Source organism: Serratia sp. H1w (assembly GCF_000633355.1).
Classification (GTDB): Bacteria; Pseudomonadota; Gammaproteobacteria; order Enterobacterales; family Enterobacteriaceae; genus Chania.
Genome location: NZ_AYMQ01000010.1, coordinates 20,740 through 45,598, shown reverse-complemented (window position 1 = coordinate 45,598; position 24,859 = coordinate 20,740). Strand labels below are relative to the sequence as shown.

Below are 24,859 nucleotides of genomic sequence, written 5' to 3'. Positions count from 1 at the left end.
CAACACATTGAATACTTGACCCCTTTTTTATTATCAGATAACGCCAAAGCCTTACCCACCGCCTTTGGGAGGGCAATAGTATGCGCCTAGGCAGCACAAAACGACAGACCGCTTACACAAAAAGACATCAGGGAATATGGAGTAAACGACATGCAGGAAAGTGGAGACGTTTCAAGAATAATGAAAATACGCTAAGGAGCAAAAGATCGAGTCGGAGGCGGGATGACTCCCACCACCCTTGCAACGAGAAGATTATACGATAAATCGATTCACTAATTTGGTCATCACTGCCGCTTGGTTATCCAGTACCTGGCTGGCACTGGCCGCTTGGGAAACCAAAGCCGCATTTTGCTGTGTGACTTGTTCAAGTTGATTCAAAGCCAGATGTACCTGCCCCACGCCCAGTGATTGTTCGTTGGCGGCCTGAGCGATATCGCTAACATATTGTTTCATCAGTCCTGAATTATCGGCTGCCGCTTTTAGCGCGATCCCCGAAGCCGAAACCCGGGCGACACCTTCCGCGATTTTTTCCATATTTTGATTAATCAGCTCACGGATCTGACTCGCCTCTTTAGCACAACGTTGAGATAAATTACGCACCTCACTCGCTACCACCGCAAATCCCCTTCCAGACTCGCCAGCTCTAGCGGCTTCTACCGCAGCATTGAGCGCCAATAAATTGGTCTGAAAAGAGATATCGTCAATAGAGGCCACGATACGTGCAATCTGCTCACTGGAGTTACGGATCTCAGCCATGCTCTGGCTGGCTTCATTTGCCACGAGATTCGCCTGCATGACATCGCGCTCCATCGCCTGCGTGAGTTGTTCAGCTTCGCGGGCGTTATCTGCAGTCTGGGAGATCGCCGTGGATATTTGTTCCATACTTGCCGCAGTTTCAACGATAGATGCCGCCTGTTCATCAGTACGCTGCGCTAAATCCTGATTGCCAGCGGCAATATCACCGCTAGTATGGTGAAGCACCTCCGAGCCGGATTTAATCTCTTTAACGATATGCTGAATATTTTCAATGGATTGGTTATAGGCATGATTCAATGCTGACAACTCATCACTACCCGGCACGCTAAGGCGTTGAGTTAAATCCCCCTCCATTTCACCAATCGTTTTCAGCGTTCCTTGCAGTTGCAGATGGATACTCCGCGCAACAATGAAGGCTATCGCCAAGGCCACAGCCAGGGAAAGAAGGCTGATGCATAGGAAAGCCATCCATTCGCCACGCGCCGTTTGTGACAACTCTGCAGCATGCTTTTGTAACGTGTCCGCGGTTTGATTCTCTATTTGACGCAGCACTTCAATGCGCAGAGTCTGAGCCTTGAACCAATCGGTAGGATTAACCTTAAATCCACCGGTTGCGGCTTTAGCGAACGCAATCTCACGAAGCTTAAGAGCATCAGCAGCCGACGTAGAGCGTAATGCACCATCAAGCGCCGCCGCCTGCTCCGCAGTGCTGAAACGACGGGTCGCAGAAAGCCAGGCTTCTTGTTTTCCCACCACATCGCTCAGTTGGCGGAATTGCCCATCACCAAAACGATCGCTAGAGAAAACGCCGGAGAGTAATGCGCGCTCTATACCCGACTGTTCTTTCAGGTTAAGCAGGCTGTAATAAGCTGACAATTCTTGGCCGATCTTGCCCGATGTTGTCAAATGCCCAATACCACCGACAAAATCCAGCACTTGGGCGATGGTCTTGGTATAGAAACCAATAGCCGACGGCGCCGCGGTCTTTAAATGGCTGACGTTATTACGCACCTCGTTCAGTAACTCGGTTTGGTCGTTAAATAACTGAATTGCCGATGTATCAATCCCTTTCAATGCGCTGCGATCCGTTTTAGCTAACAGTTGACTAAATTTCGTCATAGCCGCATCTGTCAGTTTACGTTGATCCGCTAGTTCAGCGCGAAACTGCCCACCGCCAGAGCCCAAGTAACCTGCGCTCATGCCACGTTCCTTTTGCAGCTCATGCACCACATCCCCTGCGCCATGCGTAATTGCCGTTAGCTGAACGATGACATCCATCTGACGTTCGGTATTGATACGGGTTTTCATACCCGAACCGGCAAACCAGCATAAAGCCAGTAGCAGTGGAAACAGAGCAATGAAAAGCTTCATCCTCATCGATATACGGTAGATCCCTAACATCCGGCTTAGTCCTATTTTGGTGACAACATCAATAGAACAGCTATCGGCCTGCTTTAAGCACCCTTTAACCACAATGATGTAATTGTTATTATTGTATTGATATATATCATTATTTTTATTTCAGCATGCGCGCAGCCGATGCGACTTCCCATCCGCCGCGCTCTACCACTTCATCCTCACTTCACACAGCCCCGATAAAGTGGCTAGATTCTAACTTCGAGGGATTGAACGTGATTTTTACCAAACGCCTGTGGGCGATTCTCTTTCTCACCATCGGCCTGATGACCGTGCTGGTCAGCCAAGCTCGCGAGCTACCTGCGGTGCAAGATGGTGACATCATTTTCCACACTTCCCGCTCGGCACAGAGCCTGGCGATACAGCAGGCCACCGGCTCGCGTTACAGCCATATGGGCATCATTGTGCTGCGTGATGGCAAACCTTACGTATTCGAAGCGATATCGACAGTGAAATATACGCCGTTGACCGCCTGGATCGATCGGGGAGAGAAAAAGCATTTTGTCGTCAAACGGCTGAAGAACGCCGAGCAAATGATGACGCCGTCCGCGCAATTAAAAATGCGCCAGCAGGCCAAAAGCTTTGCCGGGAAGTCCTACGACATGCAGTTTTCCTGGTCAGATGAGAAGCTATATTGCTCGGAGTTAGTGTGGAAGATTTACCAACGCGCACTAGGGATACAAATCGGCAAGCTGCAAAAAGTACGTGAATTTAACTTTGGCGCTCCCGCGGTGCAGAAGAAACTGCGTGAGCGTTACGGCACGCAGATCCCGTGGGATGAATCGGTTATTTCGCCTAAGGCGATGTTTGAATCACCGCTGTTGGTCACGGTGATCGCCAATTAACCTGACAATGACCTAAAGTCGTTAATAATCAGCGATATAACCCCTCACCCTAGTCCTCTCCCACAGGGAGAGGGGACCGAGCGTGCCACAACTTGGCTTATTCGTTCGCCTCTTGCTACGGTAATTGCTAAATTTGACCCCATCACAATTGCAGCTCCCTCGCCCTTTGGGAGAGGGTTGGGGTGAGGGGATGATGGCAGAGGCTAGCTGAAGTCCTGCACCCGCAGTTCCACTTCATGCGCCTCGTCCGCCTGCGGGATCTCCAACTTACTCAGCATGCGTGCCATCGCCTCAGCCGGTACGCTATGTTCCCGCTCGGCATTTTGCCGTTGCCACTGGGCGTAAGGCACTTCCAGGTAAACTACCTTCACCCTTGCGCCATAAGCGGTAAACAGCTCAACCAATTGGCCGCGTAACTGCCGGGTAATATTGGTCGCATTCCAGACAAAGGGTTCGCCGCGCCGCAGCAGCATTTTAGCCTGCAACTTCGCCTGCTGCACGACCCAGCCGGTCGCATTTTTGTCGGCCGGCGACAGCCGATGCTGGCGGCGAATATTGTCCAGACTGATGACCTCCATCCCAGCGGCATGCTCGGCGATATAGCGATCTTTGCCCATCCCCGGCAAGCCACTAAGCAGGATCACCTGACTTTGAAATTGCTCGTAGGGAACAAAATCCACGCTGGCCTGCGGATGCGTCAGATAGTGGTAACGATGGTTATCGTTGGCAAAAGGACGCACCTGCCCCCAACATTGCTGATCCTGACAAAACAGTTCAAACAGCTCGATACTCTCCAGCAAACCGTTTTGGTCTTCGCACTCCCGACCCATCACGTCCGCCCTTGCCAATATCGCCAGCAACCGCGTATCCAACCGTAAGGCTGCTAGTAACAACGCCCGCTCCGGCGATGGACGCCCCATGATCCATAACGGCAAACCATGAAAGCGCACCAAGGCCGCGATCTGCTCACGCAGTTGAAACGGCGTCACGATATCCCGATATAAAATCGCGCGTGTAGTCAGTTCCCCACGCTTGGCATGGTTGGGTGACGTCACCGAACCATCGTCCGCAACCCGCGTGGTGCTGCGCTTTTCCACATCGTGCAGCAACGCCGCGGCCCAGACGATTTCCTGCTGTTGTTCTGGCAGCGCCAGATACCCCACCGATTCGGTGAGTGCAGCCAGCACCCGCTGGGTATGAATTGCCACATCGCCTTCTGCATGGTGACGAGGATCTTGCGGCACCTGATGCATGTCGGCCACCCAGCGGAATCTCTCTACCAGCCTGCGCCACTGTTTATCTTCACTTAATCGCCACATGATCCTGCTCCTGCTGATACTCATGCACCATACGGGCTCGTTGCCAGTTCACCGTCCAATGGCGGTCGGTTTTCACATGGTTTTTGCGCACATATTTAAAAACGTGGTGGGCAAATTGCGCCACCGGGAATTCAGCCGCATTGCGGCTGACGATCCCTTCCATGGTACAAGGCTGACCAGTATGCACATCGTACGGCGCAAAACTTCCCGCTCCAGCGACTTGCTCAAGGATCGCCAAGCGATACTCTTTTTCCGTCTGACGCGGCACGTTCTGTACCACTTCGGGTACGCAGGCAAAATCAAATAATGCCGCGTAGAACTTCACCTCTTCCCAACTCAGCCACATATCCCGGCAGCGCACCGCGAATAAGTAAAAATCCTGCGCCAAACCACGATATTCAATTGAGTGCGTGGCATACAGATTCTCACCAAACAGTTCGATATCGCCCAGGTCATTTTTAATCAACTGCCAACGCTGGCGGATCTGGCGTGTCCAGGCAGACACCGTCGGTGCCGCATGGGATCGCGCGAATACGCCGTATTGGTTCAGACAGTTATTCTCACCATCGAGTTTTTCAGTGTGAATAAGAGAATCAATGAGCTGTATATCTTGCCAATAGTGTTTATTGATCCGATCGTCACTGGTGGTCCCCGGCGAGAACGGATAATGGTACGTCCGACCATATTTCTGCGTTTCCATAACTTTTCTTCTTATTAATGGTGTTATCGGCCTGCCCCATCAGGCCGATAGTCTGGTTAAGCGACTGGCGTAAAGCCCTCGCCTTTAAATACGCGCACTGGCGAGCCACGCACTATTTGATGATGAAACATCCGCCGTTCAGCACGCTGCTGGTCCAACTGCTGCTGCTCAAGCTGCTGCAATCGGTGAGCGATCAGCAAATACGCCAAACGTTTATTGGCATGTTGGCTGCGCTCGGTTTGCACCTTGACGCTAATTCCGCTGGCAATATGGGTGGCACGAATAGCCGATTCCGTTTTATTGACGTGCTGCCCACCCGGCCCGGAGGACTTCAGCGTCTCAAAGCGGATCTCGCTCTCTTTTGGCACCGCTGCCGGAGAGAAACTCGCTACACCAATGAACCAATTCTTTCTGCAACGTCCGGTACGCCACGGGCTTTCGCAAATCCATTGCAATGTCCCGCACCAGTTGGCGGCCAATGACTCCGCCGCATCCCCGTTAAGCGTCAGCAGCACCGAGCGCAAGGTACCGGACAGACGGCCATCTTCCCGCTCAACCTCATGCAGTTCCACCCGCATTGCCTGAGCCTCTTTATGCAGCTGACGCAGCGCCAGGCTCACCGCCAGACAACACTCATCCGGCCCCTGGGCGGCAGAAATCTGTAACAAGATCATCCCTGCCCCCCGCTGGTTTTGTAGGTCAGCACCGGTTGCATTCGCGCCACCAGCGTGACCAATCCTGCCTGCTGCAAAGCTCCGACTACGCTATCAATCGGCTTGTAGGCTTCCGGGGCTTCCTGATAAATCAGCTGGCGGTCGCGGCAAATTACCCGGCTGCCAAAGCGGGTTCTAGCCAACTGCTCGGTGCTGAAACGCGCCGATAAGCGGTCTTTACACTCGGATCGCATCCACTTACGTCCGGCACCGTGCGCCAGCGAATACAAACTGCTGGCGGCAGGTAGCGGCTGGACGATGTAGCTGTAATCGCCACGTGACCCCGGGATCACTACCAGCCCTTCATCCGACGGCGTGGCCCCTTTACGATGCAGCCAGCCAGGCACACCGTCGATTGTGGCTGCCGCCAACAGATTATGGTGGATATCCAGCAGGCAATCGCCAGCGGTCCGTAAGCGTTGCAATATCCGTTGAGCGATTAATTGCCGGTTATAACCGGCAAAATCCAGCGCCTGTTGGTGCTGTTGTAAATAATCATTGGCCGCCGCGCTATTTTCCAGCAGGCCATGATGACCATGGGTGCGCACATGTTGTTCCAGTATTAACTGGCCCAAACCACGCGAACCACTGTGCACCAACAGCATCAGACGTTTTTTATCGAGACCGGGCTGCGGCTGATATATTTCGTCAATGCGTAACAGTTCGGCAAAATGGTTACCACCACCGATGGTGCCCAATGCACGCGAGTATGCCTCCAGCGCCGGGGGAATATCCCCTAACTCCTCTGGCTCTAACGGGCCGTCAATATTGCCCAGGTTTTTTTCCAGCTTATCCAGCGACTGTTTCATCGCCAGTAACTCGGTTTGCCACAGCGACATGCCGCAACCGATATCATTGCCGATTAACGCCGGGTAAAAGCGATGCTGAGAAAAGAAAGCGGCACCGACCGGATAGCCACGGCCAGGATGCAAATCTGGCATCCCAACCACGCGCACCATATCTGGCAGCCTGGCGGTAATTTCTAATTGTTGGATTGCATTGCCTTCAATCCAGGTGTGTTCCGACGCGATCAGTGAAACGCGCGGCGCAATAGTATTGCTCATAACCAATCCTGATTATTAAATCATGTTATTTTTTGGATTTGGCGGGCGGTAGCCCTAGCAATACCTGGAGAGCAGGAAATTATGCCTGAGGATACGACCCGCAAAGGGTAAACAGTGCTTGATAATTCATGATGTACCTCCTTTGTCGAGTGAATGAATGGGGAAAACGCGGCGATAGTATATATAAACGACGGCTTTAGCAACGGTTGTTCGCATCGACGATAAAAAATCAGCGTTGAGCGCGAAAAAAGTTGATACAGGTCAACGTTACATTTCATTCCCCCTTGGCTGGATAGACTCTTGGGACAATTGCAAGTATATAAATGCAAATGGTAATCATTTTCAGTTAAACTATAAATAGGGTCTGGGTGATTGCATTGCTACCCGTCCCTGCCTCTATCAGTTCTGGTCCATTGAGGAACTTGAAGTTGAAACATAACCCTGAGCTGGATTTAACTCCGCATTTTGCGCTGGCAGGCAATCAGCCGTTTAAAGATCATCGTGCCATGATGCCGTTGCGCGGTGCGATCCCGGTGGAGAAATCGCTGCTGGCGCAAACCTGGCAAAACGTGATTGACCAGGCCACGCCCCCCCGCAAGCGTCTGGTGTATTTGCATATTCCGTTTTGCGCTACCCACTGCACCTTCTGCGGTTTTTATCAGAACCGTTTCGAAGAAGATCACTGCACGCGCTATACCGATGCGCTGCTGCGCGAAATCGACATGGAGGCTGACAGCCCGCTGCATCAGTCTGCGCCGATCCATGCCGTCTATTTTGGCGGCGGGACACCTTCGGCGCTTTCCGCGCGGGATCTGGCTCGCATCATCACCGCGTTGCGCGAACGCCTGCCACTGGCCCCGGACTGCGAAATCACCATCGAAGGACGGGTGCTGAACTTTGATGATGAACGGATTGACGCCTGTCTGGATGCCGGAGCCAACCGCTTTTCAATCGGCATTCAGTCGTTTAACAGCAAAATTCGCAAAAAAATGGCCCGCACCTCCGATGGTGCAAGCGCCATCGCGTTTATGGAGGGCTTGGTACGCCGTGACCGCGCCGCCGTGGTCTGCGATTTACTGTTCGGCTTACCCGGCCAGGATGCCAAACTTTGGGGTGAAGATCTGGCCATTGCCCGCGATATCGGCTTGGACGGCGTCGATCTCTACGCCCTCAATCTGTTGCCGAATACGCCGCTCGGGAAGGCGGTTGAAGCTGGCCGCACCACGGTGCCCTCACCTGCCGAACGGCGCGATCTCTATTTGCAGGGCTGCGACTTTATGGATTTGGCCGGCTGGCGCTGCATCAGCAACAGCCACTGGGCGCACACCACGCGAGAGCGCAATTTGTACAATCTGCTGATCAAGCAAGGTGCGGACTGCCTGGCCTTCGGTTCCGGTGCGGGAGGGTCGGTCAACGGGTATTCCTGGATGATCGAGCGCAATCTCACCGCCTGGCATGACGCGATCGCAGCGGGCAACAAACCGTTGATGATGATGATGCGCACCTCAGGTGGCCGCAGCCAGTGGCGTCATCCGCTACAGGCTGGTGTAGAAAATGCCCGCGTACCGCTGGACGAACTGACTCCCCATGCGCAACGGCTGAAACCGCTGCTCGCACAGTGGCATCAGGCGGGCCTGACCCGCGACGCCTCAACCTGCCTGCGCCTGACCAATGAAGGGCGCTTCTGGGCAAGCAATATTTTGCAGTCTCTTGATGAACTGCTGCAACAACTGGACCTGCCGCCGATTGCGGTAGCAACACCCTAACAGGAGTAAATGATGAGCCATGTCTCTTTAGCGGATTTTCTCACCACCGAGCCGGATGGCACGCTGGAAGCCATCGCCACGCAGTATCAAACCACGCTGCTGGAAGTGATTAAACATCTGCCTGACCACACCCTAGTGGCTGGCGATAAGTTTGACACCGTTTGGGATGCCGTCTGTACCTGGGGCAAAGTGACCACGTTGGTGCATACCGCCGATGTCATTTTAGAGTTTTCCGGCGAGCTGCCTTCCGGCTTCCATCGCCACGGTTACTTCAACCTGCGCGGCAAACAGGGGATGACCGGCCATATCAAAGCGGAAAACTGCACGCACATCGCCCTGGTGGAACGCAAGTTCATGGGAATGGATACCGCCTCGATCCTGTTCTGCAATCAGGCCGGCAGCGCCATGTTCAAAATTTTCCTCGGCCGTGATGAACATCGTCAGTTGCTGGCAGAACAGCTTGATGCTTTCCGCACGCTGGCCGCCGCCCTCAAAGGGGAAACAGCATGAAGCCGTGGCTGATTTTTGGTGCTGGGGGCAAGGGAGTGGGTGCGCTGACTCTGGAGCTTGCGCTAGCGGAACAGCGTCCAGTAGTTGCGGTGGTACGCAACCCCGATGCCGCCGCTCGCCTGCAGGAGAGAGGTGTGCAGGTTTATCTCGGCGATGCTTGTGATGCTGACGTGGTTTCGGATGCCTGCGAAGCCGCCGGTAGCGATGCGACGATTGTTTCATCCATGGGCGGCTCACAGGATTATCTGGCTCACCGGACGGTAATTGATACCGCGGAAAAATGCGGGATTTCACGTATGATCCTCGTCACCTCACTAGGCTGTGGCGATGGTTGGCCATTCTTATCGCCTCGCGCCAAAGCGGGATTTGGTCAGGCAGTACGTGAAAAATCGCTGGCGGAAAGCTGGTTGCAGACCAGTACGCTGGATCACGCAATCCTGCGCCCAGGCGGGTTGCTGAACGGTGATGCCACCGGCAACGCACAGCGTTTCCAGGGGCAGGAAGTTCATGGCTTTGTGATGCGCGCAGACGTTGCCGCGCACGTCCAGCAACTGGCGCAGGCCCCCACGCTCGACCAGCAGGTTTACAGCCTGGTTGAACCGGGTCTTAAACCCGCGTAATCCCAATCTATCACCGTTAGACGGGCGCAGCATGCGGGCGCCCCTACCTCATGTGCCATGTTGGTAACTTTGAAAACCGCAATCACTCCGCTAATGCACGCATTACCTGGATCAAATCCGATTTGCCTTCAAAACCAATCCCCGGTAGTTCAGGCATGACAATGTGGCCGTCTTCCACCTTTACCGAGTCCGGGAAGCCACCATAAGGCTGGAACAGATCCGGGTAGCTTTCATTTCCCCCCAATCCCAGGCCAGCAGCAATATTCAGTGACATCTGGTGACCACCGTGAGGAATACAGCGCGAGGCAGACCAACCGAACTGCTCAAGCACCTCCAGCGTACGCAGATATTCCACCAGCCCGTAGGAAAGCGCGCAGTCAAATTGCAGGTAGTCCCGATCGGGTCGCATGCCGCCGTAACGCAGCAGATTGCGGGCATCCTGGTGGGAAAACAGGTTCTCCCCGGTCGCCATTGGCCCCGGATAAAACTCCGTCAGCGCGGCCTGTAAGGCATAATCCAGCGGATCGCCCACCTCTTCATACCAGAACAGCGGATACTCCCGCAGCATCTTGGCGTAGGCAATCCCGGTTTCCAGATCAAAGCGACCATTGGCATCCACGGCTAGTCGCGCCTCGTTGCCAATCTCTTGCAATACGGCCTCAATACGACGGCGATCTTCCTCCAGCGGCGCACCACCAATTTTCATTTTCACCACGTTGTAGCCACGATCCAGATAGCTACGCATCTCCTGACGCAACGCAGTGAGATCTTTGCCTGGATAGTAATAACCACCGGCTGCATAGACAAACACCCGTGGATTAGCCACCGTGCCTTTCATGTCCGCCAACAGCCGGAACAACGGCTTACCGGCAATCTTGGCGGTGGCATCCCAGATGGCCATATCTAACGTCCCCACGGCTACCGAACGCTCACCATGACCGCCAGGCTTTTCATTGACCATCATCGCCTGCCAGACCCGGTGTGGATCGAGGTTGTCACCCCGTTGATTGAGCAAACTCTCCGGCTCCGCCTGCAAGATGCGATCGCGGAAACGCTCACGGATCAGCCCCCCTTGCCCATAGCGCCCGTTGGAGTTAAAGCCATAACCCACCACCCGGCGGCCATCGACCACGACATCGGTCACCACAGCTACCAGACTGGTGGTCATCTTGCTGAAATCGATATAGGCATTTCTGATCGGCGAAGCAATCGGCTTGGTGATTTCCACAACGTCGGTGATACGCATTGTTCTCTCCAGCAATCGTTATTTAACAGCGTTGAGCTGAGTGGTATTGATGCCTTTTAGGCATTTGGCATGCGGCTTGTTACCCTCGATAGTAAGCGCGTAAAATCCCACTATCCAATGCGTAATAAGGATGGCTGTAATGCAGAATCGGCATCACCTGGAACTAACCTGGCTGGAGGATTGCGTGGCGCTGGCCGCTACCCTCAACTTCTCCCAAGCCGCCGTGGCGCGCTATGTCACCCAACCGGCATTTAGCCGCCGCATTCAGTCGCTTGAGGAATGGGTGGGCACGCCACTTTTCGAACGCAATCGGCGAAGGGTGGCTCTTACCAAGGCCGGTGAAGTTTTTTGCCGGCAGGCTCCAGAATTGCTCAGAACGCTATATGCGTTAAGGAGCGAAACCCTGAATGCCACCGGACAGCAGCAGCCAGACGTCGTGTTTGCAGCCACCCATGCCTTGTCGTTCTCCTTCTTTCCGGCGCTGTTGCGGCGCAATGAAAAGATGGCCAGATCGGGTTCTTTCAGGCTGCTTTCCGACACGTTAACAGCCTGTGAGAATTTGCTGGCCCGGGGTGAAGCGCAATTTTTACTCTGCCATTACCACCCGCAGATGCAGATGGCTCTCGCGCCGGAAAAATTTGTGAGTCTCCGCCTGGGAGAAGATCGGCTATTACCTTACAGCAAGGCATTACCCGGCTCATCGGTCCCCTTATGGGAAATTGGGCAGGGAAAAAAATTCCCGTATCTGACGTTCAGCAATGACTCGGGACTGGGACGAATTATCGCCAACAGCGCGGCGATCAACCGCGCCAAACGGGGGATGGCAGTGGTTTTCACTTCGGACTTGGCCGCCACGTTACTGGCTATGGTGGCGGCTGGGGATGGCGTTGCCTGGTTACCGCAGTCATTGGCCAAAGCCGACGTTGAGAGCGGCAAGATCGTGGTCGCAGCCGACAATCCTGGCGACCTGTGCCTACCGATAGAAATCCGGATCTACCGGCCAGCGAGTAAAATGGCCCCCTCCGTTGAGGCGCTATGGCAGCTATTTGCCGATGACGGCAACTCCCCTCACCCCAACCCTCTCCCACAGGGCGAGGGAGCAGATCGGCGCCCTTAATAAGTCCGTGCTGCTTCGGAAAGTGGTTGTAAATCAACGAACCTGATAGGCCCGTTCTGATTTGTAGCCTCCTCATCCAAGGTGATCACTGCAATTTCAAACAGGCTCGATCGGTCCCCTCTCCCTGTGGGAGAGGGAGAGGGTTAGGGTGAGGGAAATAATTATAAATTGGTCACGCGCTTATCCTTGGGATACTTCACCGTATAGGACAGCGTGAACTTCTGGGTCTGATTGGCTGGCAGATCCACCGCCCACTGCACGTTACCGGTGTCTTTATCGTAGCTGGCACCGTCGTATTTCAACCCGTCGATAGTGATTGCCGAATCACGGCTCAGCGGCATCTGCTCCATTACCACCAGCTTAATCGGCTCGTTACGGGTGTTTTTTATGCTAGTGGCAAACGAATACTGTTGACTGACCGAGTTGCCAAAGAACTCCGCCTTCGAGGTCAGCTGTTTTTCATTTTCACGGTTAACGATAATCTTCTTATCCCGGCCCAACGACAGATCCAGCGTCTCTTTGGCCTCGGCGATATTGATATACCCCTGGCCGACAAACGAACCCTCGAAGAAAATGCTGGATTTACCCGGCAACAAATTAAGCTTTTCCCAGTCCTTTAACTGCACCTGCAAGAAGGCATCCGGTTCGATTTTAGGCACCACCACATAGCGATAATCGCCCTGAACCTCCACGTCTTTAATGGTGACCGAATGCCCTTTACCGTCGGAGGCAATGTTATAAGGCAGCGAAATGCTAAAGCGGGTATTCACGCCGCCTGCGTCGGTGACCACATAGTCAGAGAGCGATTTTCTGGCCCGCGGCGCTGCCGACTCATCGGCTAATGCACCATAGGCCATCTCGGCCACGGGGGCTGGTGCTGGGGCCGGTTTTGACATGGACATCGCCATCTTGGAACTGGAGTAATCCTGATAAAAATCGAGATACCAAGGTTGCAGCTGCGGCGCCTGCGCCCCTTCACTTGGGTTTCCGCTGGAAAGCGTCAGGTTGACCTTATCCCAGTTGATGCCGCTATTCTGAAACACATTGGCCTTATAGCTCAGCTTGACCGGCTGGGTAATGGAGTTCACCCGCACATCATAAGTCGGCACCCAACCGGCATCCGGGATCACATAAGACAGCTTGACGTTGCTGGTCACCGCTTTCGGCGTGTAAAACTTCACCACCACCTGATTCACCGCCTGGCCGGTTTTTTCCTGCGCTTCTGCCAGTTGGCTTTTCAGCTTTTCAATATTCTTGTCAATCGCGGCGATCTTCTCTTTGATATCAATATCCGCCAGCAGCACCTCGCTCATGCGGCGGCTTACCAGCTCAAGCATCTGATTAACCTGCTCAACGGAAGCGCCCTCTTTCTCCGAACCCAGCGCCCGGTTACTTTCCAGCACCGCCAACTGCGCCTGGATCACTTCCCGCTGCACGTTAAGTTTGCTTTGCTCACGGGTTTCATCGTCGATCTGTTTGGTCAATTGCTCGACTTCAGGCGATAGATTTTCGGTAAGAAAATCGCGTTTGATGCTGAAGGATTGCACCACCACGCCGTTATCGGCATCCAGCATCAGGCTCTGTTCATTCAGGCCGCTGGCAATATTGGTAAAGACAATTTCGCTTTCCCCCGCCGGTAACGTCACTTTGCTGCTGTTGAAGAGTTCGGCACCGCGAATAAACACCGTCACGTCATTCAGCGTAACGTTTTGCGCCTGCGCCAGGCCGGAACAGGCCAACAGCACCGATGCAGCTACCAAGGTGGTATTAAATCGAGGGAAAAAGATCATCGTCATTTATCCTTAAATAGAGGTTCCGTGCAGAATATCGACGAATTATAGCATGCTGTCTGGTGGTACGATTTCCGAAAACTCACTGCGTTGCAGAGGGGCCGGAAGTCGGTTTTTTACGCCGATTACGGCTGCCGCGTTTGCGTAGTAATTCCGTCGGAGGCGGCGGGGATGGCTCTGGTGGCAAAGGAAGCGATCGAATCGCCCCCTGCAGATGCATTACCAGCCATTCCGTATCCTTATCTGGGCGGCCTATTGTCTGGCAACTGATTACTGCCCCGCTGCGCTTGGCAGCGGCCGCACCGGCATCCAATGCTGCGCGGCAAGCGGCCAAATCCCCCTCAATCACCAGCGTGACCTGCCCTGGGTCCAGCACCTTATGATCCAGCAGTCTCACCGATGCCGACTTCAGCATCGCGTCCACTGCATCAATTCCAGCGACCAGCCCGGAAACTTCAAGTAACCCCAATGCGTTGATCATTATTTATTCCCGTTAGGCGCATTGAATCGGACAGCACGAAATATCCAACACCGCCGCGCTGAATGCCTGGCAAGCCACCTGACAAGCTGCCTGACTCCCCGCCATAAAAGCGGAGGAGTAGTTGGTTTCCGAAGGAGGAGGAACATAAGACATCAGCCTGACCCCAGAGGCTTTCAGCGCCGCATCAATGCCATAGGTGGCTTCCAGCGGCGGAGCAACCAGATAAGCCAACGGTTCCCCCAATGCGACTCCGGCAGCCTCCGAAAGATACGAACCGGTGCGCGAGACCAGGTAGGCCAAAAAAGCCGTGTCCTGCGCGTCGTTGGCCCATTGAAAAGCTGGCCCACGCTCAATGGTGTTGACCATAGCGTCCAACCCGGCCCGCACCTCCGCCGGATTAGGGCCACCGAGCATAATCAACACTTCACCAGAGCTGGGCGAAGGGCTATGCGCGGCTCCCGCATACAGTGAGCGCCCATAGACCACGGTAACCTGGGCCTGTTTGGTGGCTTCGTCGGCGGCAATGTAAGCCACATCGTCAGAGTCGCAGGTCAGCAATCCCAGGCTGCCGATCGAGGCCGACAGTTGCAGCTCACGGCGAAAATCCTCATGCAGCGAAGCAATCACGCGCATGGCTTTGACGCTGGGTTTGATCAAGTCTAATGCAGGCATCGGAGCCCCCTGTTAACGGTTCAGATGGATACCAGAAGCCTGCTGTTGCAGCATGCGCTTGACCAGATCGACAATCACCGCCGCCGCCTCTACCGGTGGCGTTCCCCCACGGTGAATATTGGAAATGCAGGTGCGATCCGCTTCCACCGTCGTGGCTACCTTGGGCGAATACACCGCATAGCACGACAGGCTTTCCGATTGCCCCAACCCCGGCCGTTCACCGACCAGCAGCACCACCACTTTGGCATTCAGTAATTCACCGATCTGATCCTCAATCTTGACCCGGCCATAGCGCACAAAGAACGGCGTACCAACGCTCATGCCCGTCAGTTCCAGTCCTTGTAACAAGGTTGGCAAGATCTCTTCATAGTTGGCGGTGATCGCATCGGTCGATAGTCCGTCGGAGATGACCACCTGCACGTCCGGGTTGGCCTTGCACTGCGTTTTCAGGATCTCAATCGCGCTGGTGCTCAGGCGGCGTCCCAAATCCGGGCGCGTCAGATACAAATTCTTGTCGCTGATTTCGGACTGTACCTCCAGCAGTCCCTGCTGTTGCACCCACGCCTGCGGCACTTCTTTCAATACCGTATCTTTGGCCCGGGAGTGGTCGGCCAAAAAGCGTAACAGCGCCAAGGTGCGCGGCCGTGGCCCACTGCGGCCAATGCAGACGCGGGCCGCCGTGTTATTACGCAGTTCCTCTAACACTTCCGGGTGTTGCGGTTCCTGCACACCAATCCATCGTTTGGCCTCGGCAGAGCCGAGATCCAATGCACAACCTTCGGTATTCACGACCTGCTCCGGCACTGCCACCACCTCTGCAGGCGTGGCCATTTGCAGCATGACGTTACGGACAATCTCTTCTAGCTGTTGTTGATCCATGTTGGCTTACCTCAGAAGAACATTGACGGATCGCCAGCACGGGCGGTCAAGCGGCCATTGGCCATAATCCCCCGTTGCTCCAACCAGCGTTCGAACTCCGGCGCAGGCCGCAGATTGAGCAGTTGGCGCACGGTGGCAGTATCATGGAACGCGGTGGTCTGATAATTGAGCATGATGTCATCCCCCATCGCCATGCCAATAATGAAGTTACACCCCGCCGTCGCCAGCAGAATCATCAGGTTTTCATTCTGGTTCTGGTCGGCATCGGCGTGGTTGGTATAGCAGCAGTCGCAGCCCATCGAGATGCCGCTCAATTTGCCCATGAAGTGATCTTCCAGGCCTGCGCGAATAATCTGGCGGTCGTTATACAGATACTCCGGGCCGATAAAACCCACCACGGTGTTGACCATAAACGGGTCGTAATGGCGGGCCAGCCCGTAGTTACGCGCTTCCATCGTCACCTGGTCAGCCCCAAAGTGAGCCCCGGCAGACAAGGCCGCGCCCTGTCCGGTTTCAAAATAGAGGCAGTTGTCGCCAGCAATCCGGTTGTACTCCGCTCCAACGGCTCGAGCTTCATCAAGCATCGCCAACTCGACACCGAACTCTTTCAATCCTTTTTCGCTGCCGCAGATGCTCTGGAAGATCAGGCCGCCCGGAGCACCGCGCCGGATCGCCTCAATTTGTGTGGTGACGTGGGCCAGCACGCAGCCCTGAGCCGGAATGGCAAACTTGTCGATCACGCCGTAAATGGTGTCCAGCACCCGGCTCAGGTTATCCACATCATCCGTCACCGGATTGACCCCGATCACGGCGTCGCCCACGCCATACGACAGGCCTTCGTAGATTTGTGCTTCAATGCTCTGCACACCGTCACGGGTATCGTTGGGTTGCAGGCGAGCGCTGAACGTTCCCGGCAGGCCAATGGTGGTATTAGCTTTTTTGATCACCGGGATTTTCCTGCCGCCATAGATCAAATCGGCATTGGAGCAGATCTTGGCCACCGCTGCGACTACCTCAGAACTGATGCCCTTGCGCAGCCAGGCGATATCATCGATGCTGGTCTCATCGCGCAGAATATATTCCCGCAGTTCGCCAATACTCCAGTGCTTGAATTGGGCATAGGCGCTCTCGTTGATATCATCCTGGATGATGCGGGTGACGCAGTCCTGCTCATAAGGGATCACCGGATTCATGCGGATATCCGCCACGCTCATCTCCGCTAACACCTGTTTGGCTGCCACACGCTCTTGTGCGCTCTCTGCCGCCACCCCGGCCAGCAAATCTCCCGAGCGCAGTTCGTTGGCCTTCGCCAGCACCTGTTTGACATCCTTGAACTGATACGTCTTGCCAAATAGCTGAGTTTTCAGCTTCATAGTTACGTTCCCTCAGGAAGGAAAAGCCAGTGATTTGACCGTGATCGGCACCACGGCGCCGTTGAACAGCGGCGTGCCGATATCAATGTAATCGCCGGTGTGGGTGATCACTTCATCGATCACCGCCAGCCGACGCTGTGCCATGAGTGGCCGCAATAACATGCCTAACGCCTTACCAATATCCTGGCTGGCGATCACCAACATCGGGTGCGCGTTGGGATAAAGCTGCATAAAACTCTGCAAGGCCGTAATGCTCAGCCGTACCGAAGCCGCATTGACCGGCCACGCAGCCGGTAAGGCCAGTGCGTAAAGATCTTGTTCTGCGTCGAGATCCAGCAGCAGCAATGCCTGTTGCCAACGTGCCACCAACGGCAGCGCATCATTTTCCTGCGGTTGCACCACCGGGACATTGCGCAGGGGCAACGCCACATCATCCAGCCAGATGGTGCTGCCGGAGAGCGACAGCGTATGCGCCCCGGCCCCGATCACCGTGGCGCGCACCGTTTGATTGGGAATTTGCATCGGCAGTGCGGCAAATCCCGCGTGACGGCGGATCGCTTGCGCCAACAGCGGCCCGATGTCGCCAAAGCGGAACGGGTTACCCTCCTCGGCATAACGAAAGCACTCACCTACGCCGCCGGACAGGGTTATCGCGAACCAATCACCGCCCGCGGGCAAGCACTCAGTCATCAGTAAGCGTTTGGCTAACTCGGAAGGCTGACCAACGATGATCTCCCACAACAGCTGCGCCATGCGATCGGCAATCTGCCGCAGTTGGCCAAGCGTCAGATGCTGTACATCGGTATGGCTGCCAAACAGCGCATCGGCGATCCATTGGCCTGGCGGGTGTGCTCGTAAAACCTGACCATGAGTATCCGTTTCCAGCAGGCGGCCCCCTACATTGAGGCAGGCTGAGGCCTGCGTGTGCCCGGCATCAAACAGTGCGTAATTGGCCGTTCCGCCACCGATATCGATATTCAGCACCCGCGCCAGTTTGCTTGCCGAAAGCGCCTGAGCACCCGAACCGAAACCGGCGATCACCGATTCCAGATGCGGCCCGGCGGTCGCCACCACAAAATCCCCCAACCTCTGGGATAACGCCACCACCGCCGGGCGAGCATTGCGGGCCTTGGCCGTTTCGCCGGTGATGATAATGGCTCCAGAATCTACGCTTTCCGGCGTTATGCCTGCGGCCTGATACTGCGCTAGAACCAACGTTAGCAGTTCGTCCTCGCGCAGTTGGCCGGAGAACTCGATTGGCGTAAATAGCACCGGGCTTTGCCAGACGATCTCTCGCTTGATGAACTCATAGCGCGGCACCTGAGAAGCGGCGGCACGGTTGACCAACGACAGGCGCGAGAAGATCACCTGGGTGGTGGTGGTGCCCACATCGATGCCTACGCTAAGCAGTTCACGGATTTTCACAACCGAGCCTCCATTTCATCAAACCCGTCTCCCTCACCCCAACCCTCTCCCCAAGGAGAGGGAGCCAGTCCGTGCTCTTGGTTAGCCGGTGATCCTTCGAAGAGAGCGAAAAATCGCCCTCACCCCAACCCTCTCCCCAAGGAGAGGGAGCTAGCCCGTGCTCTTGGTTAGCCAGTGATCCTCCGGGAATAATATTCACCAGCACATCCTCAGCCTCAGAATTTAACCGAAATTACAGCTAACGCGATCGGTCCCCTCTCCCCTTGGGAGAGGGTTAGGGTGAGGGGCCGATCACCGAGCATCCCGATACAACCTCACAATCTGCTCTTCGGTCACAGTTCGTGGGTTGGTGCGAATGCAGGCATCCTGCATGGCAGCCTTGGCGAACCCGGCAAAATCCGACTCCTTGCCACCTCTCTGCTGCAAACCAGCGTCCAACTCAACATCGGCAATCAACTGCTCCACCGCCAAAATCGCATCATCAGCGCTTCCCACCTTGCCGGTTAAGGCCAATCCAATTTCGGCATAGCCGCTCTTGCAAACCAGGCGATTAAACTTCATTACTGCCGGTAGCATGATGGCATTTGCCAAGCCGTGCGGGATGCCATAGGCGGCCCCAATCTGATGTGCACAGGCATGGCAGATGCCCAATCCGGCATTGGAAAATGCCATACCCGCCATATAAGACGCCAGCATCAGCGCCTCCCGGGCGGCCATAGCCTGCCCCTGGCCCACCGCCTGCGGTAAAGCCTCTGCAATCAGGCTAATCGCCCGCGTTGCCAGGCTGCGAGTCAGCGGAGTGGCGTTACTGGCAACGTAGGCTTCAATCGCATGGGTCAGCGCATCGATACCCGTCGCGGCGGTGATTGACGGCGGCACCCCCAGCGTCAGGCTGGCATCGATAATCGCCAGATCGGGGATCAGCATCCCATGTACCAGCACCTGTTTATGCTGCGAGGCGGCCGAGATAATCACGGCAACGTTAGTCGCTTCCGAGCCGGTCCCTGCCGTGGTCGGTATGGCGATCAGCGGTACACGAGGGGCCAGACGGACACCTAACCGCAAATCCGCTAAAGCCAGCGTTGGGTTGGCGGCCAGCACGGCAACTGTCTTGGCCGCATCCAAAATCGAGCCGCCACCAAAGGCCAGAATGCTGTCACAGTTCAACTGCTGTAATTGCTGCACGGCGGCCAACACATCCGTATCGACAGGTTCCCCCACCGGGCAAGGCCAAATCTCGCAGGTGATACCCTGCTGTTGCAGGCTCCGCAGTAACCCCCGCGTAATACCGGCAAGATGCAGATTGGCATCCACCATGACGAACACCCGCTGGATACCGCGTTCCGCCAACGCCTGCCCACAGCGGGCCACCGCGCCTGGCCCCATCAACGTGGCCGGAGGGACCGCAAACTCTCTGACCTGACGGGCACTCACCATATCCAGGGCATGATAGATCGCTGCCTGCACCTGTTCGGCCGGGGTGTTCTCAACTGACATAGCCACCTCCCGGTTAGACAATGCGTAACGCATCCACCATCACGCAGCGGCGTAAGCGAACAAAGGTTCGTGCCGATGTCACCCCTTCCCCGGTTGGCGTGGTGATGGTCATGGACGTCCAGCCTTCGCCCCCGAATCCCAACCCCGCGATGCAGGGGCCATTTTTAACAAAAATGCTGGTATTGATAGCGTTGGCCATGCGATCGAGATGCTCGATATTGCGTGAGTGCATCGCCGCCGTATGGTGGCAGCCGCCTTCCAGCTTCACCGCCAGATCAATCGCTTGATCCACATTGGCTACGCGCACCACAGGGAGTACCGGCATCATCATTTCGGTTACTGCAAACGGGTGCCGGGCGTCCGTTTCGGCCAACAGTAGCCGCGTATCGCTACTGACATTCAACCCGATGGTGGCGGCAATTTTTGCCGCGTCGCGGCCCACCCAATCACGGCTGACCTGGCCTTTGCCGTTATCATCAATATTTTTCAGCAGCATCGGCATCAGTTGCCGCGTCTGTTCTGCCGTCAGCAGCACGGCGTGATGACGCTGCATTTCGCTCAGCAACGCATCGGCAACGCTCTCCACCACGATCAGGACTTTTTCATCGGCACAGATCAGGTTGTTGTCAAAGGATGCACCCTGCACGATGGCACATGCCGCGCGTGCAATGTCGGCACTCTCATCAACCACCACCGGGGGATTACCGGCTCCTGCGGCGATCAGTCGTTTGTTGGTGTGTTTGCGCGCGGCCTCCACTACCGCTTCCCCACCGGTAACTACCAGCAGGCCGATGCCAGGGTATTTGAACAGGCGCTGGGCCGTCTCGATATCCGGGTTAACCACCGTAACCAAGAGATCGGCGGGACCTCCGGCGGCAACAATCGCCTCGTTCAGCAGACTGACGGTTTTTTGCGACACTTTTTTAGCCGCCGGATGCGGGGCAAACACCACGCTGTTGCCCGCCGCAATCATGCTGATGGCGTTATTGATCACCGTGGCCGCCGGGTTGGTGGATGGCGTCACTGAAGCCACTACGCCCCAGGCCGCATTCTCAATCAGGGTCAGGCCGCGATCGCCGGTCAGTACCTGCGGTTGCAAACACTCCACGCCGGGCGTGCCCCGAGCTTGAGCCACGTTCTTGGCGTATTTGTCTGCCACGCGGCCCATGCTGGTTTCTTCCACCGCCATCTCGGCCAGCAGTTGTGCATGCTGTTCGCCAGCCTGGCGAATAGCCGCGATAGCCAGTTGCCGCATTGCAACGCTGTGTAACGACTTCTGGGCCTGCATGGCAGCGCCAACCGCGTCGTCCAATGAAGCAAACACGCCGCTGCCATTGCTTTGCGGCGGCTGAGCGACCGGCGGCATGGCTCCCATACCCGCCAGCACCGCTTTCACCACCTGCTCAATTTCTTTCTGGTCAATATTCACCCTTTGCCCCCGTCACTGCATTACTTGTGAAAAATGACCTGGCTGCCCATAACGGCCTCATCCACAATGCCGATAACGCTCAGATCGACCGGTGAAGCACCGCTGCGATTAACACAGCGTGCCGAACTCCCGCTGACCACCAGCACCCACTCGCCGTTACCGGCACCGATGTTGTCGGTCGCCACGGCACATTCCCCGCTCGGTTCGCCCTGGCGGTTAATGGTTTCCACCAGCAGCAACTTGTCATGTTCCAGGCCAGCATGCCGCACGGTGCATACGACCTGCCCAATCACCACGGCCAGCTTCATAGTCACCTCCTTGCGCGTTGAGATAGCCTTGCCCAAATCTGGCTAATCAGGCGTGGCACGATGCCACGCGCTCGGCTTAGTCGATTGGGTTATCGCTGGACATTTTGATAGGGAAAATATCTTCCAGATCGCCGTGTGGACGCGGGATCACATGCACCGACACCAGCTCGCCAAGGCGCTGCGCGGCAGCGGCACCCGCATCGGTAGCGGCCTTACAGGCAGCCACGTCACCACGCACCATCGCCGTAACCAACCCACCGCCGATCTGCTTCACCCCCACCAGCTTGACGCGTGCCGCTTTAACCATGGCATCCGATGCTTCAATCAGCGCAACCAGCCCTTTGGTTTCGATCATTCCCAATGCTTCCATGATGTATTCCTCGTTGTGAGATCCCTGTTTGGGACCGGTTTGATAACTTGGTTATTCGGTCGTTGCCAATTGCGGCTGTTCTGCCGCCTGGCACTGAGTTTGTGCGACCAACGCCAGTTCGATAATGTCTTGTGCGCTACAGCCACGGGACAGATCGTGCATCTGCGCATTCAGCCCCTGGATCAGCGGCCCCAAGGCTCGATAACCGCCTAATCGCTGGGCGATCTTGTAGCCAATATTGCCCGCTTCGAGCGAAGGGAAGACCATGACGTTGGCCCGCCCAGCCAGCACGCTCCCCGGCGCTTTCTGGCTGGCGACATCGGGTGAGAACGCAGCATCAAATTGCAATTCGCCCTCCACACAAAGATCCGCAGCCCGGGAACGCACCAGTTCCGTCGCCTGTTGTACGCAAGCGACATTGGGGTGTTTGGCACTGCCCCAGGTCGAAAATGACAGCATCGCCACCCGCGCCGTTTCCCCGGTGATTGCCTGATAAGTCGCGGCACTGCTGAGTGCGATATCAGCCAACTGTGCCGCCGTGGGTTGCGGCACTACGCTGCAATCGGCAAACCCTAATACTTCCCCCTGATTGGGTGGCAACATCAGGAACAGCGAAGACAACGTTTTCACCCCTGGTTGCAGGCCGATCACCTTCAAACCCGCCCGCAATACGGCGGCGGTGGAGGAGAGATTGCCGGCGATGCACAGATCGGCCTTACCCGCGGCCAACATTGCTGCTGCAAACCACAGCGGCTGACGCAATTTTTCCGCACCGTTATCGGGTGCCTTATCGCCAAGGCGCTGCTGCAAGCGTTGCTCAAACTCCGCGCACCAACCGCTAGCGTTTTGTGGGTCGATCACCGTTAGGCCGTCGATCGTCATGCGCTGGCTGTGGGCAAAATGCCGCAGAGCAAACGGATTGGCGATCAGGATCGGCTGAGCCAAGCCGTGGTGCAGCAGAAAGCTCGCCGCCTCCAATACCCGCACGTCGAGCGCATCGGGGAAAACCACCCGCCGAGGCTGCTGACGAGCCAACTGCTGACAACGTTCAATCAACATGTGCTCAGCACTCCTGCCAGTTGGCAGGCCAGGCGACATACAGAAAACGCACGTGGCTGGGGGTGCCGAACTCAATGCTGGAACCTTTAGGAATGAAGACCACATCTCCGGCTTTGCCGATCAGCGTCTCCCCTTGATGACGGATGTGCAGCTCCCCTTCGATCACCATGTCGATTTCGTCGTAGTTCAGCGTCCAGGGGAAGAACCCCTTCTCCCAGCGCATAAACCCTGCCGCCATACTGCTGCCATCGCGCGCCGTGATCAGATCGCTCAAGCCAACCTGATGATCTCCGGCTCCGGCAAAGCGGCCAAAATTCACCGAAGCCCCATCAACCACCTTGATCCCGCCTTTACCGGTGATCGAACGGAAGCTCGCCGGAGCGCTGTCGCTGGCTGGTGCCGGGCTCTTGGCCTGCCGCTCTTGCTCAATCTTGTCAATCAATTGGGCGATCAACGTTTCGGTCATACTGCCCTCGGGCAAATGCGCCAGAATGTGCTCACGGATTTTCTGGCGTTCGCTAGTAGCCACCTCCGCTACCGCTGGCTGCTGTTCGCCGATACGGATACCTAACTGCTCCGCCACCGAATGCGCCTCTGGAGTGATAATGCAGTCGCGCAGTACCACCAAAATCTGTTGTTGCCCCTGCGCCGATGCGTCACGTATGTCATTGGCGGTGATCAGTTTCTTCATGAATTTCCCTCTTACTGGCCGCCCTGAGCCGCCAGAAAAGCCTTAAATTCGTCCAAGCTGTCGGCATCCAGGCTGTTAACTACAAATATTGGCGGCTTGAAGCCATCGGCCAGCAGCATGGCGGTAACCTCATCTACTGCGGCATCCGGCAAATCGGCCTTGGTGATCACCGCGGTGCGTTGCAGGTGCGGATAAATAGCCAATAATCCACTCGGTATCCGGCATTGCAGATCGTTAGCCGCATGGACATAAATCAATAATTCGCAATCCACCAGGCTACCAATCAGCGCATGGTATAAACGCGGGTGGCTGAAATATTCACCCGGCGTGTCTACATCACCAAAATCATTAAATTCAACCGCCTGTGTTTTTCTCGCCAGGGAATAATCCCCCTGCAAGGTATTAAACAGCGTGGTTTTACCGGCCCCTATTGCACCGACAAAAATAGCGCGCCGCATCGGTCAACTCCGGGTTATTGGGCAAGTGGCGTAATTCAACAGTTGGCTCAAGCCGTTCACCGTTTGTTTCAACGCTTCTTCTACCGCCCCCACCGAGCCATAAATCACCAACGCGCCGGTAAAACGATCCAGAAAGCCGATATGCACATTGGCGGCCTTGGTCGCCAGATCGCCCGCTATCATTGAGGTTTCTCCCGGCGTCAGGGTCATAATGCCGATGGCCTCTGCGCCAGGAACGCCTATTTTTTCGCCAGTTCATCACCCGGATGTGCAATGAAGTGCGCCAGCGTCACCTGTTTGCCTGGCACAAATTCCTGAATAATCCGTTCCTTTTCCATTGCACATTCTCCCGTAA

General features: G+C 55.8%; 23 protein-coding genes and 2 pseudogenes. 5 read left to right on the top strand and 20 right to left on the bottom strand.

Annotated elements, in window-relative coordinates; genetic code table 11:
• Positions 1–252 precede the first annotated feature (252 nt).
• Positions 253–2,157 (bottom strand): methyl-accepting chemotaxis protein, encoded by a 1,905-nt coding sequence (locus U869_RS0102380; RefSeq protein ID WP_025123182.1) that lies wholly within the window; start codon positions 2,155–2,157, stop codon positions 253–255.
• A gap of 281 nt (positions 2,158–2,438) precedes the next feature.
• On the opposite strand from U869_RS0102380, the gene U869_RS0102375 reads away from it, so the two are divergent.
• Positions 2,439–3,017, top strand: coding sequence for a YiiX family permuted papain-like enzyme (locus U869_RS0102375; protein ID WP_051588706.1), 579 nt, complete (start codon positions 2,439–2,441; stop codon positions 3,015–3,017).
• Positions 3,018–3,220: 203 nt separating this feature from the next.
• Here U869_RS0102375 and U869_RS0102370 read toward each other — a convergent pair whose 3' ends face one another.
• From U869_RS0102370 to U869_RS0102355, 4 genes are read right to left on the bottom strand one after another with little or no spacing between them, the layout of a single operon-like run.
• Positions 3,221–4,339, bottom strand: coding sequence for an AAA family ATPase (locus U869_RS0102370; RefSeq protein ID WP_025123184.1), 1,119 nt, complete (start codon positions 4,337–4,339; stop codon positions 3,221–3,223).
• Complete coding sequence (locus U869_RS0102365) at positions 4,320–5,036, bottom strand: RNA ligase family protein (RefSeq protein ID WP_025123185.1); 717 nt, start codon at positions 5,034–5,036, stop codon at positions 4,320–4,322. Before U869_RS0102365 ends, U869_RS0102370 begins: the two co-directional genes overlap by 20 nt.
• A 56-nt stretch (positions 5,037–5,092) precedes the next feature.
• Positions 5,093–5,710, bottom strand: coding sequence for a peptide chain release factor H (gene prfH, locus U869_RS0102360; protein WP_025123186.1), 618 nt, complete (start codon positions 5,708–5,710; stop codon positions 5,093–5,095).
• Positions 5,707–6,813: an RNA ligase RtcB family protein gene (locus U869_RS0102355; RefSeq protein ID WP_025123187.1), complete on the bottom strand. Its 1,107-nt coding sequence runs from the start codon at positions 6,811–6,813 to the stop codon at positions 5,707–5,709. Before U869_RS0102355 ends, prfH begins: the two co-directional genes overlap by 4 nt.
• A 428-nt stretch (positions 6,814–7,241) precedes the next feature.
• Between U869_RS0102355 and hutW the strand changes: the two genes are divergently transcribed.
• Genes hutW through chuY form a run of 3 tightly spaced genes read left to right on the top strand, consistent with a single transcriptional unit; the run spans position 7,242 to position 9,709 of the window.
• A complete protein-coding gene (gene hutW, locus U869_RS0102350) occupies positions 7,242–8,579 on the top strand; it encodes a heme anaerobic degradation radical SAM methyltransferase ChuW/HutW (RefSeq protein ID WP_029988292.1) in 1,338 nt (445 codons plus the stop codon).
• A gap of 12 nt (positions 8,580–8,591) precedes the next feature.
• Positions 8,592–9,089, top strand: a complete 498-nt coding sequence (gene hutX / locus U869_RS0102345; RefSeq protein WP_025123188.1) for a heme utilization cystosolic carrier protein HutX — start codon at positions 8,592–8,594, stop codon at positions 9,087–9,089.
• Positions 9,086–9,709 (top strand): anaerobilin reductase, encoded by a 624-nt coding sequence (chuY, locus tag U869_RS0102340; protein WP_025123189.1) that lies wholly within the window; start codon positions 9,086–9,088, stop codon positions 9,707–9,709. The genes hutX and chuY overlap by 4 nt, the downstream gene beginning before the upstream one ends.
• A gap of 82 nt (positions 9,710–9,791) precedes the next feature.
• Here chuY and U869_RS0102335 read toward each other — a convergent pair whose 3' ends face one another.
• The gene (locus tag U869_RS0102335; protein ID WP_025123190.1) at positions 9,792–10,955 is read right to left on the bottom strand and encodes a mandelate racemase/muconate lactonizing enzyme family protein; all 1,164 of its coding nucleotides are present in this window, start codon (positions 10,953–10,955) and stop codon (positions 9,792–9,794) included.
• A 139-nt stretch (positions 10,956–11,094) separates the two neighbouring features.
• Here U869_RS0102335 and U869_RS0102330 point away from each other — a divergent pair, with 139 nt between their 5' ends.
• Entirely contained in the window at positions 11,095–12,072 is a 978-nt protein-coding gene (locus tag U869_RS0102330) for a LysR substrate-binding domain-containing protein (protein WP_025123191.1), read from the top strand.
• A 161-nt stretch (positions 12,073–12,233) separates the two neighbouring features.
• Here U869_RS0102330 and U869_RS0102325 read toward each other — a convergent pair whose 3' ends face one another.
• The 14 genes and pseudogenes from U869_RS0102325 to eutS form a co-directional block, all read right to left on the bottom strand.
• Entirely contained in the window at positions 12,234–13,868 is a 1,635-nt protein-coding gene (locus U869_RS0102325; RefSeq protein WP_081795879.1) for a DUF4139 domain-containing protein, read from the bottom strand.
• A 145-nt stretch (positions 13,869–14,013) separates the two neighbouring features.
• Positions 14,014–14,343, bottom strand: a pseudogene (locus U869_RS29150) (BMC domain-containing protein); the annotation flags it as partial.
• Between the two features lie 12 nt (positions 14,344–14,355).
• Positions 14,356–15,015 (bottom strand): ethanolamine utilization microcompartment protein EutL, encoded by a 660-nt coding sequence (gene eutL, locus U869_RS0102315; RefSeq protein ID WP_025123194.1) that lies wholly within the window; start codon positions 15,013–15,015, stop codon positions 14,356–14,358.
• A gap of 12 nt (positions 15,016–15,027) precedes the next feature.
• Complete coding sequence (gene eutC, locus U869_RS0102310; protein ID WP_369795093.1) at positions 15,028–15,855, bottom strand: ethanolamine ammonia-lyase subunit EutC; 828 nt, start codon at positions 15,853–15,855, stop codon at positions 15,028–15,030.
• A gap of 50 nt (positions 15,856–15,905) precedes the next feature.
• The gene (locus U869_RS0102305; protein WP_025123196.1) at positions 15,906–17,267 is read right to left on the bottom strand and encodes an ethanolamine ammonia-lyase subunit EutB; all 1,362 of its coding nucleotides are present in this window, start codon (positions 17,265–17,267) and stop codon (positions 15,906–15,908) included.
• Positions 17,268–17,279: 12 nt separating this feature from the next.
• Complete coding sequence (gene eutA, locus U869_RS0102300; RefSeq protein ID WP_025123197.1) at positions 17,280–18,692, bottom strand: ethanolamine ammonia-lyase reactivating factor EutA; 1,413 nt, start codon at positions 18,690–18,692, stop codon at positions 17,280–17,282.
• A 291-nt stretch (positions 18,693–18,983) separates the two neighbouring features.
• Complete coding sequence (locus U869_RS0102295; RefSeq protein WP_025123198.1) at positions 18,984–20,189, bottom strand: iron-containing alcohol dehydrogenase; 1,206 nt, start codon at positions 20,187–20,189, stop codon at positions 18,984–18,986.
• 13 nt (positions 20,190–20,202) lie between these two features.
• Entirely contained in the window at positions 20,203–21,612 is a 1,410-nt protein-coding gene (locus U869_RS0102290; RefSeq protein ID WP_025123199.1) for an aldehyde dehydrogenase family protein, read from the bottom strand.
• 26 nt (positions 21,613–21,638) lie between these two features.
• The gene (gene eutN / locus U869_RS0102285; RefSeq protein WP_025123200.1) at positions 21,639–21,926 is read right to left on the bottom strand and encodes an ethanolamine utilization microcompartment protein EutN; all 288 of its coding nucleotides are present in this window, start codon (positions 21,924–21,926) and stop codon (positions 21,639–21,641) included.
• Between the two features lie 76 nt (positions 21,927–22,002).
• On the bottom strand, positions 22,003–22,296 hold the full coding sequence (gene eutM, locus U869_RS0102280) for an ethanolamine utilization microcompartment protein EutM (protein WP_025123201.1): 294 nt from the start codon (positions 22,294–22,296) through the stop codon (positions 22,003–22,005).
• A gap of 51 nt (positions 22,297–22,347) precedes the next feature.
• Complete coding sequence (locus tag U869_RS0102275; protein WP_025123202.1) at positions 22,348–23,355, bottom strand: phosphate acetyltransferase; 1,008 nt, start codon at positions 23,353–23,355, stop codon at positions 22,348–22,350.
• Positions 23,356–23,359: 4 nt separating this feature from the next.
• Complete coding sequence (gene eutQ / locus U869_RS0102270) at positions 23,360–24,046, bottom strand: ethanolamine utilization acetate kinase EutQ (protein WP_025123203.1); 687 nt, start codon at positions 24,044–24,046, stop codon at positions 23,360–23,362.
• Positions 24,047–24,057: 11 nt separating this feature from the next.
• On the bottom strand, positions 24,058–24,504 hold the full coding sequence (gene eutP / locus U869_RS0102265; RefSeq protein WP_025123204.1) for a EutP/PduV family microcompartment system protein: 447 nt from the start codon (positions 24,502–24,504) through the stop codon (positions 24,058–24,060).
• Positions 24,505–24,507: 3 nt separating this feature from the next.
• Positions 24,508–24,842, bottom strand: a pseudogene (gene eutS / locus U869_RS29145) (ethanolamine utilization microcompartment protein EutS).
• Positions 24,843–24,859 lie beyond the last annotated feature (17 nt).

Coding starts and splice junctions, on each gene's coding strand:
- eutL (WP_025123194.1), bottom strand. CDS start 15,015: ATGCCTGCATTAGACTTGATCAAACCCAGCGTCAAAGCCATGCGCGTG.
- U869_RS0102295 (WP_025123198.1), bottom strand. CDS start 20,189: ATGTCAGTTGAGAACACCCCGGCCGAACAGGTGCAGGCAGCGATCTAT.
- eutC (WP_369795093.1), bottom strand. CDS start 15,855: ATGCTGCAAATGGCCACGCCTGCAGAGGTGGTGGCAGTGCCGGAGCAG.
- U869_RS0102355 (WP_025123187.1), bottom strand. CDS start 6,813: ATGAGCAATACTATTGCGCCGCGCGTTTCACTGATCGCGTCGGAACAC.
- eutQ (WP_025123203.1), bottom strand. CDS start 24,046: ATGAAGAAACTGATCACCGCCAATGACATACGTGACGCATCGGCGCAG.
- U869_RS0102325 (WP_081795879.1), bottom strand. CDS start 13,868: ATGACGATGATCTTTTTCCCTCGATTTAATACCACCTTGGTAGCTGCA.
- U869_RS0102275 (WP_025123202.1), bottom strand. CDS start 23,355: ATGTTGATTGAACGTTGTCAGCAGTTGGCTCGTCAGCAGCCTCGGCGG.
- U869_RS0102365 (WP_025123185.1), bottom strand. CDS start 5,036: ATGGAAACGCAGAAATATGGTCGGACGTACCATTATCCGTTCTCGCCG.
- U869_RS0102335 (WP_025123190.1), bottom strand. CDS start 10,955: ATGCGTATCACCGACGTTGTGGAAATCACCAAGCCGATTGCTTCGCCG.
- eutM (WP_025123201.1), bottom strand. CDS start 22,296: ATGGAAGCATTGGGAATGATCGAAACCAAAGGGCTGGTTGCGCTGATT.
- eutN (WP_025123200.1), bottom strand. CDS start 21,926: ATGAAGCTGGCCGTGGTGATTGGGCAGGTCGTATGCACCGTGCGGCAT.
- eutP (WP_025123204.1), bottom strand. CDS start 24,504: ATGCGGCGCGCTATTTTTGTCGGTGCAATAGGGGCCGGTAAAACCACG.
- chuY (WP_025123189.1), top strand. CDS start 9,086: ATGAAGCCGTGGCTGATTTTTGGTGCTGGGGGCAAGGGAGTGGGTGCG.
- prfH (WP_025123186.1), bottom strand. CDS start 5,710: ATGATCTTGTTACAGATTTCTGCCGCCCAGGGGCCGGATGAGTGTTGT.
- U869_RS0102305 (WP_025123196.1), bottom strand. CDS start 17,267: ATGAAGCTGAAAACTCAGCTATTTGGCAAGACGTATCAGTTCAAGGAT.
- hutX (WP_025123188.1), top strand. CDS start 8,592: ATGAGCCATGTCTCTTTAGCGGATTTTCTCACCACCGAGCCGGATGGC.
- U869_RS0102375 (WP_051588706.1), top strand. CDS start 2,439: ATGACCGTGCTGGTCAGCCAAGCTCGCGAGCTACCTGCGGTGCAAGAT.
- U869_RS0102380 (WP_025123182.1), bottom strand. CDS start 2,157: ATGTTAGGGATCTACCGTATATCGATGAGGATGAAGCTTTTCATTGCT.
- U869_RS0102330 (WP_025123191.1), top strand. CDS start 11,095: ATGCAGAATCGGCATCACCTGGAACTAACCTGGCTGGAGGATTGCGTG.